General features: G+C 42.7%; 18 protein-coding genes. 15 read left to right on the forward strand and 3 right to left on the reverse strand.

Annotated features, from left to right (window positions below; translation table 11 throughout):
• Positions 1–38: 38 nt before the first annotated feature.
• Positions 39–956 carry an oligopeptide ABC transporter permease gene (gene opp3b / locus E4663_RS04835; protein ID WP_079479744.1) on the reverse strand — a complete coding sequence of 306 codons (918 nt, stop codon included), beginning with the start codon at positions 954–956 and terminating at the stop codon, positions 39–41.
• Between the two features lie 107 nt (positions 957–1,063).
• Positions 1,064–1,444, reverse strand: a complete 381-nt coding sequence (locus tag E4663_RS04840; RefSeq protein WP_079479745.1) for a rhodanese-like domain-containing protein — start codon at positions 1,442–1,444, stop codon at positions 1,064–1,066.
• Positions 1,445–1,799: 355 nt separating this feature from the next.
• On the opposite strand from E4663_RS04840, the gene E4663_RS04845 reads away from it, so the two are divergent.
• From E4663_RS04845 to E4663_RS04855, 3 genes are all read left to right on the forward strand, one after another.
• Positions 1,800–4,373, forward strand: coding sequence for a vitamin B12-dependent ribonucleotide reductase (locus tag E4663_RS04845; RefSeq protein ID WP_135326826.1), 2,574 nt, complete (start codon positions 1,800–1,802; stop codon positions 4,371–4,373).
• Between the two features lie 124 nt (positions 4,374–4,497).
• The gene (gene mntR, locus E4663_RS04850; RefSeq protein WP_079479747.1) at positions 4,498–4,929 is read left to right on the forward strand and encodes a transcriptional regulator MntR; all 432 of its coding nucleotides are present in this window, start codon (positions 4,498–4,500) and stop codon (positions 4,927–4,929) included.
• Positions 4,930–5,062: 133 nt separating this feature from the next.
• Positions 5,063–5,950 (forward strand): patatin-like phospholipase family protein, encoded by an 888-nt coding sequence (locus E4663_RS04855; protein ID WP_079479748.1) that lies wholly within the window; start codon positions 5,063–5,065, stop codon positions 5,948–5,950.
• Positions 5,951–5,963: 13 nt separating this feature from the next.
• Here E4663_RS04855 and E4663_RS04860 read toward each other — a convergent pair whose 3' ends face one another.
• A complete protein-coding gene (locus E4663_RS04860) occupies positions 5,964–6,350 on the reverse strand; it encodes an SA1362 family protein (protein ID WP_241657106.1) in 387 nt (128 codons plus the stop codon).
• Between the two features lie 338 nt (positions 6,351–6,688).
• On the opposite strand from E4663_RS04860, the gene E4663_RS04865 reads away from it, so the two are divergent.
• The 12 genes from E4663_RS04865 (at position 6,689) to E4663_RS04920 (ending at position 14,584) form a co-directional block, all read left to right on the forward strand.
• Positions 6,689–7,213 (forward strand): YqhR family membrane protein, encoded by a 525-nt coding sequence (locus E4663_RS04865; protein ID WP_241657107.1) that lies wholly within the window; start codon positions 6,689–6,691, stop codon positions 7,211–7,213.
• Between the two features lie 46 nt (positions 7,214–7,259).
• Complete coding sequence (gene aroQ, locus E4663_RS04870) at positions 7,260–7,721, forward strand: type II 3-dehydroquinate dehydratase (protein ID WP_079479750.1); 462 nt, start codon at positions 7,260–7,262, stop codon at positions 7,719–7,721.
• Entirely contained in the window at positions 7,714–8,775 is a 1,062-nt protein-coding gene (locus E4663_RS04875; RefSeq protein WP_079479751.1) for a M24 family metallopeptidase, read from the forward strand. Before aroQ ends, E4663_RS04875 begins: the two co-directional genes overlap by 8 nt.
• Positions 8,776–8,795: 20 nt before the next feature.
• Positions 8,796–9,353 carry an elongation factor P gene (gene efp / locus E4663_RS04880; protein ID WP_079479752.1) on the forward strand — a complete coding sequence of 186 codons (558 nt, stop codon included), beginning with the start codon at positions 8,796–8,798 and terminating at the stop codon, positions 9,351–9,353.
• Between the two features lie 192 nt (positions 9,354–9,545).
• Positions 9,546–10,526, forward strand: coding sequence for a stage III sporulation protein AA (spoIIIAA, locus tag E4663_RS04885; RefSeq protein ID WP_135326827.1), 981 nt, complete (start codon positions 9,546–9,548; stop codon positions 10,524–10,526).
• Entirely contained in the window at positions 10,471–10,980 is a 510-nt protein-coding gene (spoIIIAB, locus tag E4663_RS04890; RefSeq protein WP_135326828.1) for a stage III sporulation protein SpoIIIAB, read from the forward strand. Before spoIIIAA ends, spoIIIAB begins: the two co-directional genes overlap by 56 nt.
• A gap of 17 nt (positions 10,981–10,997) precedes the next feature.
• Positions 10,998–11,204 carry a stage III sporulation protein AC gene (gene spoIIIAC, locus E4663_RS04895; RefSeq protein WP_079479755.1) on the forward strand — a complete coding sequence of 69 codons (207 nt, stop codon included), beginning with the start codon at positions 10,998–11,000 and terminating at the stop codon, positions 11,202–11,204.
• Between the two features lie 5 nt (positions 11,205–11,209).
• Complete coding sequence (gene spoIIIAD / locus E4663_RS04900) at positions 11,210–11,608, forward strand: stage III sporulation protein AD (RefSeq protein ID WP_079479756.1); 399 nt, start codon at positions 11,210–11,212, stop codon at positions 11,606–11,608.
• Positions 11,609–11,624: 16 nt separating this feature from the next.
• Positions 11,625–12,788, forward strand: a complete 1,164-nt coding sequence (gene spoIIIAE, locus E4663_RS04905; protein WP_079479757.1) for a stage III sporulation protein AE — start codon at positions 11,625–11,627, stop codon at positions 12,786–12,788.
• Positions 12,789–12,803: 15 nt separating this feature from the next.
• Positions 12,804–13,409 carry a stage III sporulation protein AF gene (gene spoIIIAF, locus E4663_RS04910; RefSeq protein ID WP_135326829.1) on the forward strand — a complete coding sequence of 202 codons (606 nt, stop codon included), beginning with the start codon at positions 12,804–12,806 and terminating at the stop codon, positions 13,407–13,409.
• Positions 13,402–14,019: a stage III sporulation protein AG gene (gene spoIIIAG, locus E4663_RS04915; protein ID WP_079479759.1), complete on the forward strand. Its 618-nt coding sequence runs from the start codon at positions 13,402–13,404 to the stop codon at positions 14,017–14,019. Before spoIIIAF ends, spoIIIAG begins: the two co-directional genes overlap by 8 nt.
• Before the next feature lie 13 nt (positions 14,020–14,032).
• On the forward strand, positions 14,033–14,584 hold the full coding sequence (locus E4663_RS04920) for a SpoIIIAH-like family protein (protein ID WP_079479760.1): 552 nt from the start codon (positions 14,033–14,035) through the stop codon (positions 14,582–14,584).
• Positions 14,585–14,693 lie beyond the last annotated feature (109 nt).

Raw genomic sequence — 14,693 nt, forward strand, 5'->3', positions numbered from 1 at the left:
AAGCTCTCTAAAGAGGAGCTTGGGGCTTTTTTGGGTGTTTAGCTTAAACGAATTCTGGGATCAATCAAACCGTATAGCAGGTCGATTACTAGAATCATCACAACAAACGCAAAGGAAGAAAATAAGGTTGTTCCCATAATGATAGGGAAATCATTCGTATTAATGGATTTAACAAACTGTTCACCTAGCCCTGGTATGGCAAAAATCGTCTCGATGACGAATGTGCCGGTCATCAATCCGATCGCCAGTGGCCCGAGTACAGTGACGACTGGAATAAGTGAATTTTTCAACGAATGTTTGAATATTACCACTGACTTGCTCAATCCTTTAGCCCTAGCGGTAGTGATGAAGTCAGAACCTAGAACTTCTAGCATTTCTGTACGCATGAAACGAGCTGTAATGGCCATAGGGAAGATGGCAAGTGCGATGGTCGGCATAATTGTGTGCTCGAATGTCCCCCATAAGGCAACCGGCAACCAGCCTAGTTTCACTCCAATAAAGAATTGTAGAATCCCCGCAAAGATAAAACCAGGTATAGATTGTCCTAAAACGGCGAATATGGTCGATGAAGTATCTACCGCACCATTATGGTAGATGGCAGATAATATCCCAAGCAAGATACCAGCGAGTGTTCCTATAACCATGGCTTGGGCACCGATTTGAAACGAAGGGCCGATCCGTTCGATGATAATTTCTGTTACCGATCGATTGTCAAACTGAAATGAAACACCGAGATCTCCCTGAGCCAAGTTCGTAATGTAATTAAAGTACTGTACTGGAATTGGCTTGTCTAAGTCGTATTTCTCTAGCACAATCTGTTGTTGTTCTGGTGAGAGTTTATCTGCTGCTGAAAGAGGTGTCCCCGGTAACAGCTTCATAAGAAAAAAAGTTACAGAGGCAATCATAAACAATGTGAGAAATAAATAAACAATACGCATCCCTATGTATTTAGCCATATTTTCCCTCCTTGTTAGTTAGACATATAATACCTGTAATTATTGTAAATTTCAAACAATTTTTAAAAATAAAAAAATACCGCGCCATATTTCGGCGCGGATACGTTCTATTTCTTAGATTTGATTTTGCCAGACCATTTCTTGAATCCACCTTCAAGCATATACAAATCTGTATAGCCTTTCTTATGAAGCATCATCGCTGCACGAGTAGACCGGGCACCACTTTGACAGTACAGGTAAACCGGCTTGTCCTTTCTCAATTCTTGCAGACGTGTTCGCAGTTGAGACAAAGGAATGTTGCGGGCCCCTAGAATATGTCCCCCATCAAATTCTTTCGGTTCTCTAACATCAATTAGTTGTGCTTTACGATAGCCTTGACGAAATTCTTCTTCAGATAGTGTGTTCATGATTTTTCTAGCTTTGAAGAATCTATACAATCCGATTGCAGCAATAACGACAATCGTTGCGATCAAGATCCATAATTCCATACTTTATCCCCCCATTTTTCTATTCCTCTATCTATTATAGGAGGGAATGGCTTTGTTTTCAAAAGAATTTATCAGAGAGATGTAAAATCAAAACGATGGCGGCGCGGATTTGGAATAGGATAATTTTGCAACATATGAAAAAGGCGGTCTGTCTACAATAGCACCTTTTTTTCAACATTTTTCTCCCGTTTTCCTCGAATTACGCTCGTTTTTTAGATTGACAAACCGAGATGAACTTGTTCAAAAACACTATATATAGAAAACTTTTTTAAACCAAACACAATATATTGATTAACTTTTTCTATTTGTGGTATGGTACTAGTACGAAACGGAAACAGCAAGGGAGAGATGATGAATGCAGACCACAACATCTAGTGAGACGCATGCAAAAATCAATATGGAGCGTCTGAATAAAGATATCAGGCAGTTCCCACAAGTCCACGAAGTCAAACCGGACATGAATATAACCCACCATGGTGTATCGCGACTTGTCATGCTCGATCGCTATGCTTTTAAGGATACGGAAAAAATCACCCTCGCAGAAGGAGATTTTGTAGTACTTACAGTAAAAGACGACCCCAAGTTCCCAGCGCGCGGATTCGGCTTTGTCCACTCTATCGATTGGGAGAAGCACGAGGCAGTTGTGCAGGTAGAGGACGAATTTGTCAATGTACTGGAACGTGAGGAAGAACGCAGTACGGGGCGTATCACAAGAAACCTGGATACCATAGATAAACCTCTGGAAGTGTTCTATGAGCAAATAGCTCTTAGGAATGCTACTGGGCTTGCCGAGGTAGAAACAGACCCCGAGCGGAAGCAGCAGAGCTTTGAAGAGTTTTATGAAGAGCTCTCCAGTCTGAACTTCATTCCCGCAGGACGTGTCCTTTACGGGGCAGGATCGAATACAGACGTTACGTATTTCAACTGTTATGTCATGCCATATATTGAAGACTCACGAGAAGGTATTTCTGATCACCGTAAACAAGTGATGGAAATAATGTCTCGCGGAGGCGGTGTTGGAACGAACGGTTCGACACTGCGACCTAGAAACACATTAGCTAGAGGGGTTAATGGTAAATCTTCAGGTTCTGTGTCGTGGTTGGATGATATAGCAAAATTGACTCACCTTGTAGAACAAGGCGGCTCAAGACGGGGAGCACAGATGATCATGTTGGCAGACTGGCACCCTGACATCGTCGAGTTTATTATCTCCAAGATGCAGAACCCGAGAATATTGCGTTTCTTAATTGAAAACACAGAAGATGAACAGATCAAACAATTGGCGAAGGACAAGCTTAAATTCACTCCACTGACGGAGACAGAAAAAGACCTTTACCAGAGTGTAGTCAACTATAAGAGTATGCCTGGGCTTGGTGGTTTTACAGAGAAAAGCCTGTTAGAAGCAGAGGAGAAGCTGAACACTGGCGGGACTTATTCTGTCCACAATCCAGAATTCCTGACCGGAGCGAACATCTCTGTCTGTATAACGAACGATTTCATGGAAGCCGTGGAGAACGATGAAGAATATAGACTCCGCTTCCCGGATGTAGAGAATTATACGGAAGAAGAGATGGCCACATACAATAAAGAGTGGCAGGAAAACGGTGATGTAAGAGAGTGGGAGAAGCGTGGATTCGGTATCAGAACGTATCGCACCGTCAAAGCCAAAGAGCTTTGGAACTTGATCAATATCTGTGCTACGTATTCAGCTGAGCCTGGTATCTTCTTTATAGATAATGCCAATGAGAAGACTAATGCCACTGCATACGGCCAGAAAGTCGTTGCAACCAACCCTTGTGGCGAGCAACCACTAGCTCCATATTCTGTGTGTAATTTGGCAGCTGTTAATTTAGCATCTGTTGCTGACAAACAAGAGAAAGTAGTCAATTTTGACAAGTTGAAACGGATTGTCGAAACAGGTGTCCGCATGCAGGACAACGTAATCGATGCAACCCCTTATTTCTTGGAAGAAAACAAGAAGCAAGCACTAGGGGAGCGACGGGTCGGTCTTGGTGTGATGGGTCTTCACGACTTGCTCATCTATTGTGAGACTGTATATGGATCAGAACAAGGCAATAAGCTTGTCGATGAGATATTTGAAACAATCGCAACGACTGCTTACCGAGCATCAATCGACTTAGCAAAAGAAAAAGGAAGCTTCCCGTTCCTTATCGGGGACACAGAGGAAGAGACGAGTGCGTTACGCGAACGTTTCGTCAATACTGGTTATATGAAACAAATGCCAGAAGATATTCGAGATGGTGTTAGGAAGCACGGTATCCGCAACTCGCATTTGTTGACCGTTGCACCTACTGGAAGTACAGGTACGATGGTGGGAGTGAGTACAGGTCTTGAACCATACTTCTCATTCTCTTACTACCGCAGCGGACGTCTTGGCAAGTTTATTGAGGTTAAAGCAGATATTGTAAAAGAATACCTGGAGCAAAATCCGAACCAGGATGCAGATAACCTACCTGAGTGGTTCATTACTGCAATGACGATGAGTCCTGAAGCGCACGCAGATACACAGTGTGTGATTCAACGTTGGGTTGACAGCTCCATTTCGAAGACTGTTAACGCACCTAGAGGATATGCAGTCGAACAAGTTGAGAAAGTGTATCAGCGCTTATACCGTGGTGGTGCGAAAGGCGGTACTGTATATGTAGATGGAAGTCGCGACAGTCAGGTTCTTACGTTGAAGGCAGAAGAAAATGACTTTGATGGAGAACAGACGGAGATGGAATTCGATGAGGACAAGAAGCCTCGTGTCGTCTTAATGGACACTGTTCACGAATTAGACAAGACAAAAGTTACGATCGGATCAGAAGTAGGGGACACCTGTCCAGTTTGCCGTAAAGGTACAGTTGAGGATATCGGTGGATGCAATACTTGTACAAACTGTAATGCACAGTTGAAGTGCGGATTGTAAGAAGGTGAAACCGAAAGGACATGAAGCGGATGCTTTATGTCCTTTTTCCATTTCCTTGTCACATAGGTGAAACTAGTGTAAACTTTTTATGAAACACCTACATAATGTCACATGGAGGTTTGACATGCCGACACCAAGTATGGAAGATTACATTGAACAAATATATTTATTAATAGAAGATAAAGGGTATGCCAGAGTTTCGGACATTGCTGAGAATCTGCAAGTACACCCATCCTCCGTTACGAAGATGGTCCAGAAGCTCGACCGTGACCAGTACTTGAACTATGAGAAGTACCGTGGACTGATCCTTACTCCGAAAGGTAAGAAGATTGGTAAGCGCCTTGTGTATCGGCACGAACTGTTGGAGCAGTTCCTGGCAATCATAGGAGTGGACGAAGACAAGATCTATGATGATGTCGAAGGGATTGAACATCATCTCAGCTGGAACTCCATCGATCGGATCGGTGATCTTGTTCAGTACTTTGATGAGGAAAAAGAGAGAGTGGCAGCTCTTAGAGATGTCCAGAAGAAAAATGAAGCTCAAAATGAAGATTAACAAGGAAGCGCTCAGACATTGCTCTGAGCGCTTTTTCTTATCCAATTATCATTACAATTGAGAGGTGGTGTCGAATCTTTGCGTTCTAATCAGGTGCCCCCATGTTTATAAATAAGTAGAGTGGGGTGATCCGATGAAAGTAGATGGCGTTTTTTCAGGAGGCGGTGTCAAAGCACTTGCCTTCATCGGAGCAATGCAGGAACTGGAAGAGAAAGGGTATGAGTTCAGAAGGATTGCCGGTACTTCCGCTGGAGCGGTCTTAGCCAGCTTGAAAATGGCTGGGTATGACGCAGAGGAATTACGCGAGAAGATCAATGCTCTTTCATTTGAGAAACTTGTAGATATACCAGTTGCTGATCGGTTGCTGCCTTTTATGAAGTGGTTGTTGCTCTATTACAGGCTTGGTTTGTATAAAGGGAATCGCCTTGAGTCTACTCTTGAGAGTTGGTTAGAACAAAAAGGGGTCCGTACTTTTGCAGACCTTCCGCCAAATTCCTTGAAAATCATATGCTCAGACTTGACCAATGGACGGATGGTAGTGATACCGGACGATTTGAAAAAGGTTTATGGTATTGACCCTGCTACCTTCTCTGTAGCTAAAGCCGTTCGGATGAGCTGCAGTCTACCGTATTTCTTCATTCCGATAAAGCTTCATGGAAAGAAAGGAAAATGTGTCATTGTAGATGGTGGAGTCCTGAGTAACTTTCCTATTTGGGTATGGGAAGACAAACAAGGTTGCAGAACAAGGCCAATCATTGGCATGCAATTAAGTGATCCTCCTAACAAACTACCAGAGAGGAAGATACGCAATGCTATTGAAATGTTTCATGCACTATTCAAAACAATGCAACAAGCACACGATGCAAGACACATTTCTCCTTCAAAGAGTAAAGACATTATCTTCATTCCAGTAAAAGGTATTGATACGACAAATTTTGAAATGAGTGTTTTGGAGAAAGAAAAAATTATGACGGTCGGCCGTGACCACGCGAAGTTGTTTTTAGAACGGTGGAAGAAATGAAAAAAATCGAGCCTTAGAAAGAGGCTCGATTTTTGTCTTTGTTTTTGTTTCCTTCGATGACACGAAGGTGCGGAGCATTCATACGCTTGCGATTGCGTTTCGGATTAGCTGAAGGTTTAGAGGCCACCTTGGATAATGGTGATTTCTTTATAGTTGGTGTCGGTTGTTTATATTTTTGTTTGGATTGCTTAACTGCTTGCTTGTATTTCTTCATTTCGTTTCCGCTACCGCCACTAACCCCCCTGTTACGAAGGAATAGGAAGTAAATGGCCCCGTAAATAAGAACGGCTACACCGACCATCGTAATCATAGAGCCCAGAAATCCGGTCGTGTCTGTAATCAATTGGAAAGCAACGAAGAATGCGGCGAGAGCCATAAGCGTGTATATGATAGGAGTCATCCAGTTGCGCATAGTTGTTCTTCCCCCTTTCTTCCATTTTAATAAAAGGTTCTTACCATGTATATACCACTATTGGAGCCTTTTCTATCATCTTTCCAGCAAGTTCAATAGAGAAAATAATCACTACTTCTATTCTTTCCCTACTTAATCAATTTATGCATGGGGACTTGTAGATTTCGATATCTATAGCATCAATTCCTGCTTTGTTTATAATTTTTATATCCTATGTATCTTTAGCCCTTCTCGTTTGTCGATAAACCCAATAATGTGCAAGTCCTTGTTACTCTTCTTTTAAAGTGGGCATGAAAACATAGCCAATGGTAAAGGATAAAATAGAGGTGATTAAAGTGACAGACAAACCAAAAGAACAATATCAAAAAGAGTCTCCACAAACTGTTTTCACTAAAGCGTTGACGATTGGTTTCTCAGGCGGAATCTTATGGAGCGGAATCGGAGCGTTAACCTACTTCTTTCATTTCTCGGAAGTCTCAGCTGCTTCCTTTTTAATTAGATCTTACCTTCAGAATGACTGGAGTGGTACATGGCTTGCAGAGATCCTCGCCATTATTGGAGTAGGATTGCTATCACTTGTAACAGCTATGCTTTATTACTTTACATTAAAGCGCCAGAGTGGGATATGGCCTGGAGCGGTATTCGGAATCATCCTATGGGGACTGGTATTCGTTGTATTGACCCCTTTGTTTCCAGCTATCCCAAACTTCATGGAACTCACCAGTGATACGTGGGTGACAACAGGCTGTTTATTTATTTTATATGGAGTGTTTATAGGATATTCAATTTCTTATGAATTTCAGGAATTCAATCAGCCGTCGAATTCGTATTCAAAAGAGCAGGGAGTATGATAAACTAGCATAGTGTGACTTTTCCGTGATTGGTGGGGATGAACAAATGGCAGCGAAACAGATATTTCTTTTGAACGGGCCTAACTTGAACCTACTAGGTAAAAGGGAGCCGGATACTTATGGTCGAACGTGCTTGGAGGACGTTGTGCAACTCGTCGAGCAAACGGCCAAGGAATATGGTTACGAGATCGCTCATTATCAATCTAATCACGAAGGGGATCTCGTCGACTATATACAAGAAGCTCAAGATAAGGCGGAGGGCATCGTTATTAATCCTGCGGCCTATACACACACGAGTGTGGCCATTAGGGATGCGATCAGCGCCATTGAACTGCCTGTTATAGAAGTGCATATCTCAAATGTCCATAGACGAGAACCGTTTCGCCATGAGTCACTCTCTGCCCCCGTATGCGACGGGCAGATTGTCGGATTTGGGGTAGATGGCTATCGTTTAGCTACATTGGGACTAATAGAGAAGATTAAGGAAGGGAGAAGGAATAATGAATAAACTAGAAAACTTAAGAAAAGCGATTTCTGAAAATGGATTAGATGGGTTATTAGTAATGAGCTCTCAAAACAGAAGATACGTGTCAGGTTTTACTGGATCAGCAGGAGCACTTCTCATTACAGAAAGCGATGCGCTTTTGATTACTGACTTTCGCTATACAGAGCAAGCGAATGACCAAACAGACGGTTTCGAGGTCGTAACTCATAAGGTGCCTATGCCAGAAGAAGTAAACAATCAAGCAAAGCGACTGAACCTTGCGAAAGTCGGTTTTGAGAAAGATCATGTTACATATACAGCGTATGAACAATACGATAAAGCGCTTGATGCTGAATTAGTACCGACTGCTGGACTTATAGAAGAATTACGCTTGATTAAGACAGAGGATGAGATTAGTATATTAAAAGACGCCGTTAAAATAGCGGATGACGCCTTCGAACATATCCTTGGTTACATAAAGCCGGGAGTTAAAGAAATCGATGTTTCCAACGAGCTGGAGTTCTTCATGAGAAAAAAAGGAGCTACTTCATCTAGTTTTCCGATTATCGTAGCATCCGGGTATCGTTCTGCTTTGCCACACGGTGTAGCATCTGAGAAGGAAATCCAATCAGGTGAACTGGTGACACTTGACTTTGGAGCTGTTTACAAAGGATACTGCTCTGATATTACGCGAACAGTAGCGGTCGGGGAAATTAGTGATGAATTGAAAGAAATTTATGATACTGTCTTACAAGCACAGTTAAAGGGTATGGAAGGACTAAAGGCTGGTATTACAGGTGTAGAAGCGGACGCTTTGACTCGTGATTACATCAAAGAAAAAGGATACGGCGAATACTTTGGGCACTCAACCGGTCATGGTATCGGTCTTGATGTTCATGAAGGGCCGGGTCTGTCTTTCCGTTCCGAGAAAACTCTTGAAGAAGGCATGGTTGTGACAGTTGAGCCAGGCATTTATGTCCCGAATGTTGGAGGCTGCCGCATTGAAGATGACGCCGTACTTACAAAAGACGGTAATGTGTGCTTAAGTAAGTCTTCTAAAGAACTTATCACACTGTAAGAAATAAAGGAGGAAAACCTATGGTTTCAGTAAACGATTTTAAAACAGGATTGACAATTGAAGTGGATGGTGACATCTGGCAAGTGATGGATTTCCAACACGTTAAACCAGGTAAAGGAGCAGCTTTCGTCCGCTCTAAACTACGTAACCTTCGTAACGGGAATATCCAGGAGAAAACATTCCGCGGCGGAGAGAAAGTAGAACGCGCCCACATTGAAAACCGTAAGATGCAGTATTTATATGCAAACGGTGATATGCACGCATTTATGGATATGGAAACGTATGACCAAGTGGAAATTCCAACAGCGGTTATCCAAGAACAATTGAACTACCTTAAAGAGAATATGGAAGTTCAAATCCAGTCCTATCAAAGCGAAACGATCGGAGTAGAGCTGCCGAAGAACGTTGAACTTGAGGTTACGGAAACGGAACCTGGAATCAAAGGGGATACTGCGAGCGGTGGAACGAAGCCTGCTACTCTTGAAACAGGATTGATTGTACAAGTACCTTTCTTCATCAACCAAGGAGAAGTTCTTGTCATCAGCACGACGGACGGTAAATACGTTTCCCGTGCTTAAATAGAATAATGAAATAGTCAAGCCCTGCACACCTTTGTGCAGGGCTTTAATTATGAGCAAATATTAAACATAGATCATTCTATAACCACTCTATCATTCATTAGAATTCTATCATCCTTTTCTAGTTACTTCTGTCATAAGCAGAGAAAGAGAACATACATATGAAGTAAACCGAACAAAGGAGCTAGAGAGATGAAAGAGATCATTCGGTTATTTCCAGAGCCATTTCTACCTATTCTTAAACAACAGGTGGATTGGAGCAGCGTCCAGGAACTGAGGATTCGTGTCCAAAAACCAATCGAAATCTTAGACCGTCATGGTTATCGCTCGCTAGGAATGAATCGTCTGCGACCTGAAGACCTCTCCTACATGTTGAATCAAATCAGTCAATTCTCTCTCTATCGATTTAAGGATGAATTAAGAGAAGGATTTATAACAGTCGAAGGTGGACATCGGGTCGGTCTTGCAGGAAAGGCGAATACCATTGATGAAGGAGTGGATACTCTAAAGCACATTTCCTTTATGAACATCCGTGTGGCAAGAGCGACAGTGGGACAAGCAGAGGAGTTGCTTCCTTATTTATATCAACAGGGAAGATGGTGCAGCACTCTATTGATCGGCCCCCCTCACTCTGGGAAAACGACGCTTCTGAGAGGTTTATCAAAGTCGATAGGCTCCTCTAATAAGATGCATGAAGCTGTAAAAGTTTCCGTTGTGGATGAGCGGTCGGAACTTGCTGCGAGCTTGAGGGGAATACCTCAACTTGATGTTGGAGAGCGCACCGATGTGATGGATGCATGTCCAAAGGCAGAAGGAATGATGATGATGATTAGGTCTATGTCTCCGGATGTATTGATTGTTGATGAGATTGGTAGTGAACAAGATGCTAAGGCCATAAATGAAGCGATGCTTACAGGAGTGGAAGTTATATGCAGTATTCATGGTGGAAGTCTCGAAAGCATCCAGAAGCGTCCTTCCGTTCAATCACTGATTGAAAGAAAAATTTTCGAGCGTTTTATTGTGCTAGAGCGAATCCGTCCCGGTAGTACTGGGAATGCTGTGATTCTTAATGGAGATGGGGAAGAAATGGCGGTACACCGAGGGAGGTGGAGATCAGATGGAATGGATCGGAGCCGTAATCGTCTTGACAGTAACTACGTGGGCAGGTTTTGATATTGCTTCTCGTTTCCAAAAAAGGCCAGGTCACATAAGGCAATGGAAGAATGCACTACAGATGATTGAAGCAGAAATGGTATATGGACAGGCTTCACTTTGGGAAGTTTGTGAGAGTCTCTCCAGACATTTACCTAAACCAATCCATTTGTTCTTTCAAGGGGTAGTAGACACTGATGAACCCGTTCACGACTTCTCAACATTATGGTCTGCCCAACTGAAGAAGCATTGGCCTTGGAATTCGCTCGGTAAGAGTGAATGGGAAATTCTTGATCAATTCGGACGGACGCTCGGACAACATGATTTGGAGCAACAACAAAAGCAGATCCAATTGACTATTCACCACTTGGATCGTGAACTTCATGAGGCGATAGAAGCGGGTGATAAATATCAAAAAATGGCTCGTGGTATGGGAGTTCTCAGCGGGCTGCTTGTAATCATTTTGATTATCTAAAGGGGGAAGCGAGCATTGTGCTGCAGGATGCAACTGTTCTTTTTCAAATTGCCGGTATTGGGATAATTGTCGCCATGATCCATAGTATTTTGAAGCAGATGGGAAAAGAGGAAATCGCACAAGTCGTAACGTTGACAGGCTTCATCATTGTTCTGTTTATCGTCTTGTACCGACTCGCTGATTTATTTCAGCAAATAAAATCGGTGTTCCTATATCAAGGGTAGGGCCAATGGATATTATCCAAATTGTTTCCCTGGGGCTAGTGGCGGCATTGCTGATTATTTTATTGAAAGAACAAAAAGCATCTGTCGCCTTCTTGCTGCTTTTGTTTACCGTGATCATCATTTTTCTATCCATTCTAGATCAAGTAAGACACATATTTACATTGTTATCCTACATGGCTGAACAGGCACAAGTAGAACCGGTGTACTTTAAGACAATCTTAAAGATAATAGGAATTGCTTATATTGCGGAGTTCGGCGCGCAGCTTATCCGAGACGCTGGTCTTGGTTCACTGGCATCCAAAGTGGAGTTAGCTGGGAAATTATTTATTCTCATGCTTGCGATTCCTATAGTTACCGCCGTCATCGAGACTATTCTGAACTTCATACCTGGACAGTTAGGATAAGATCGCGAGGTCATTCATGAAACTATTACAGATTATAAGCTGTACGCTGTTTCTAATTGTTTGTTTTCCGATGATCGTCGCAGCAGAACCTTCGCAGGATGTCATGCCTTCCTTGTTAGATCATGTATCAACGGAGGAGTTAGATGCCAGTTGGAAGGAACTGAATGAAGAGTACGGAGAGTACATGCCTTCCTTTGACTTGAACAACTTCCGTGAGTTCATACAGAACGAGAGTGAGGTGAAGACGACCGATTGGTTCGATGGAATTCTGCGATTCTTATTCCATGAACTGATGTTGAATGGGAAATTGCTTGCCTCTCTATTATTGCTCACCCTATTCAGCACTTTATTGCAGTCTGTCCAGTCATCTTTCGAAAACACAGCAGTCAGTCGTATTGCGTATTTAGTGGTGTACTTAGTCTTAATATCCCTTGCTCTCGAGAGCTTTCATCAAGTCATTGATTACACTCTGGACGCAATCGATCGAATGAGTAGTTTCATGATCGGGCTCTTACCTTTATTACTGGGAATTATGGCATCTTTTAGTCACTTGATGTCCATTTCATTTTTCCACCCGATCATTGTAGCGCTGGTGCAATCGAGTGGCTTGTTAGTTAAATACTTGCTGATTCCTCTCTTTGCATCATCTGCGCTGTTATTAGTAGTAGGTTCATTGAACGAAACGTATAAAGTAGATCAACTAGCTGAATTGTTGCGTAAAACTGGAATTGCAGTCATGGGCATATTTTTAACGATTTTCCTTGGAGTTATTTCTGTACAAGGGACCGTCACCGCTGTACAGGATGGGGTGACGATGAAAACTGCCCGTTTCGTTACGGGGAATTTCGTGCCAGTTGTGGGAAGGCTTTTTACCGACGCTACAGACACGATCCTAGGAGCCTCTCTCGTGTTGAAAAACACGCTTGGTCTTGCAGGGGTCGTCGTTCTTCTCGGGATTGCAATCTTTCCTGCTATAAAGGTCTTCGCTATCGCAATCATTTATAAGCTTGCAGCTGCTTTGTTACAGCCGCTTGGAGATGGGCCAGTAATCCAAGCGATGGACGTTGTCAGTCGTCACATTATGTACGTATTTGCTGCCTTGTTGATGGTTTCTATGATGTTCTTTCTAGTGATTGTCATTATGGTAGCAGCCAGCAACATTACGATGATGGTCAGGTAAGGAGGAAGCGCGGGGATGGAATGGTTTATTAATTGGATCACACAAATCGTTTTGTTTCTTCTATTAGCCATGGTGGCAGACACCTTGCTTCCATCAGGGTTGATGAAGCGGTATGCAAGGCTTGTCATGTCCATTCTGCTCTTATTGATATTCCTTGGTCCCTTGTTGAATGTCTTGAAGGTCGATCCGGAGCAGGTGATGACAGTAGCAAGTGAGCAAATGAACAAAGAGGTCAATTCGTATGCCCTTGATGAAAATATCGAAAAAAAGAAAAGTGAAATACTCGAGGGACAAGATGCATATAAATTAGAACAAGTAACCCAGTCCCTGAAGGCAGAATTAGAAGCACCATTAAAAGAAGAGCAGAATGTTACTTTGTTGAACGTAGAGTTGTCATTCCAGGACGACAAATACGACATGGAATCCTTGGACAAGCTGATGGTCACACTCAGTCATCAGCCTGTAGAGGACCATGTGAAAGAAGTGAAAATCTCCTTTGACGACGACCACCCGGAACCAGTAACGACTCAGCAAACAGAAAAGCTCAGGTCATGGTTGTCGGATTATTTAGGGGTGGCAAGTGAACAAATCGAAATCCGCTGGGAGGAAGAGGATGTCTAAATGGTGGAATAAACTCATGCAGCCCCTGTCTTCTAAAGAGGGGCGGAAAATAAACAAGCCTAAATATTTCATCGGACTCGGCATTATTGGTGTTTTGATCATTTTAACTAGCAATTGGTTCCAGTCAGATCCTGCACCTGCCGTCCCGCCAAGCGACATGGAACAAACATCACAAACTAGTGACAGCAATGTGGGGGAAAGGACAGACTCCATCTCTCAACTGGAAAAGGAATACGAAAGTCAGTTGAAGCCCTTATTGGAAAACATTGATGGAGTAAGCGAGGTAGACATAATGATCAACCTGGCAGCAACACATGAAAAAGTGTATGACAAAAATTTAATCATAAGTAAGCAGACAACAAAGGAAACAGATAAGAATGGAGGAGAAAGAGAAATTGAAGACTATTCGAGGGAACAGCAGTTAGTGCTTGTAAGGCAAGGGGATCGAGAAGTACCACTCCTGACAAAAACAGAAAAACCAGACGTGAGTGGGGTGTTCGTAACAGCGAAAGGTGTAGACTCTATGGAAGTGAAAAGCTGGGTTGTAGAAGCCATATCAAGAGTGTTGGATGTTCCAAGTCATCGTGTATCCGTTTTGCCTAAACAATAAGGAGGTTTTTTGTATGGTAAAGAAACAGACAGTTTGGCTGCTAACGATGTTGAGTTTGTTGATTGTGTTGAGTGTCTATTACATGACATCTCCGGACAATGGAGAAATGGCGTTCATTCAAGATGAAGACTGGAGCGAAATGACCGATGATGCTCAAAATGCTGAAGGGGTAGAAACTAGTGGCAATGATACTGTCATCTCGCAAGTGTCCACGGAAGAACTATTTGCTACCATCCGTTTAGAACAACAAAACAAGCGGGACCAACTTCAGGAGCAACTGTCTGAGATCGTCACGTCCAGTGACTTCACAGCAGAAGAGAAGAATGAAGCCCTAAATAGAATGGAAACTATAAAAGAGACCCAGTCGAAAGAATCGATCCTAGAAAATACGATTCGCGCTGGTGCATCTTATGAGGATGTCCTTGTTCGTGCAGAGGATGATACCATTTTTGTTACAGTCAAAGCGAATGAATTGTCTAAAACAGAAACAAACGAAATCATCCAAATGGTTTCTGACGAATTCGGGAAGAAAGAAGTACAAGTTCAATTCCAACCAGAAAGCTAATCGAGAGTCCTTCTGACAAAAGTCAGAGGGACTTTTTTGTTTGTACAGTTACATTGAATATATGAGGGAGGATCAGACGCGGAATGTGTAATGGAATTAAGTGGACGGA

The sequence above is a fragment of the Halobacillus salinus genome (assembly GCF_004684905.1).
Classification (GTDB): domain Bacteria; phylum Bacillota; class Bacilli; order Bacillales; family Halobacillaceae; genus Halobacillus; species Halobacillus salinus.

Excerpts from the sequence above, each read along its gene's own strand:
- opp3b (WP_079479744.1), bottom strand. The coding sequence starts at position 956 with ATGGCTAAATACATAGGGATGCGTATTGTTTATTTATTTCTCACATTG.
- E4663_RS04840 (WP_079479745.1), bottom strand. The coding sequence starts at position 1,444 with ATGGAATTATGGATCTTGATCGCAACGATTGTCGTTATTGCTGCAATC.
- E4663_RS04845 (WP_135326826.1), top strand. The coding sequence starts at position 1,800 with ATGCAGACCACAACATCTAGTGAGACGCATGCAAAAATCAATATGGAG.
- mntR (WP_079479747.1), top strand. The coding sequence starts at position 4,498 with ATGCCGACACCAAGTATGGAAGATTACATTGAACAAATATATTTATTA.
- E4663_RS04855 (WP_079479748.1), top strand. The coding sequence starts at position 5,063 with ATGAAAGTAGATGGCGTTTTTTCAGGAGGCGGTGTCAAAGCACTTGCC.
- E4663_RS04860 (WP_241657106.1), bottom strand. The coding sequence starts at position 6,350 with ATGACTCCTATCATATACACGCTTATGGCTCTCGCCGCATTCTTCGTT.
- aroQ (WP_079479750.1), top strand. The coding sequence starts at position 7,260 with ATGGCAGCGAAACAGATATTTCTTTTGAACGGGCCTAACTTGAACCTA.
- E4663_RS04875 (WP_079479751.1), top strand. The coding sequence starts at position 7,714 with ATGAATAAACTAGAAAACTTAAGAAAAGCGATTTCTGAAAATGGATTA.
- efp (WP_079479752.1), top strand. The coding sequence starts at position 8,796 with ATGGTTTCAGTAAACGATTTTAAAACAGGATTGACAATTGAAGTGGAT.
- spoIIIAA (WP_135326827.1), top strand. The coding sequence starts at position 9,546 with ATGAAAGAGATCATTCGGTTATTTCCAGAGCCATTTCTACCTATTCTT.
- spoIIIAB (WP_135326828.1), top strand. The coding sequence starts at position 10,471 with ATGGAATGGATCGGAGCCGTAATCGTCTTGACAGTAACTACGTGGGCA.
- spoIIIAD (WP_079479756.1), top strand. The coding sequence starts at position 11,210 with ATGGATATTATCCAAATTGTTTCCCTGGGGCTAGTGGCGGCATTGCTG.
- spoIIIAE (WP_079479757.1), top strand. The coding sequence starts at position 11,625 with ATGAAACTATTACAGATTATAAGCTGTACGCTGTTTCTAATTGTTTGT.
- spoIIIAF (WP_135326829.1), top strand. The coding sequence starts at position 12,804 with ATGGAATGGTTTATTAATTGGATCACACAAATCGTTTTGTTTCTTCTA.
- spoIIIAG (WP_079479759.1), top strand. The coding sequence starts at position 13,402 with ATGTCTAAATGGTGGAATAAACTCATGCAGCCCCTGTCTTCTAAAGAG.
- E4663_RS04920 (WP_079479760.1), top strand. The coding sequence starts at position 14,033 with ATGGTAAAGAAACAGACAGTTTGGCTGCTAACGATGTTGAGTTTGTTG.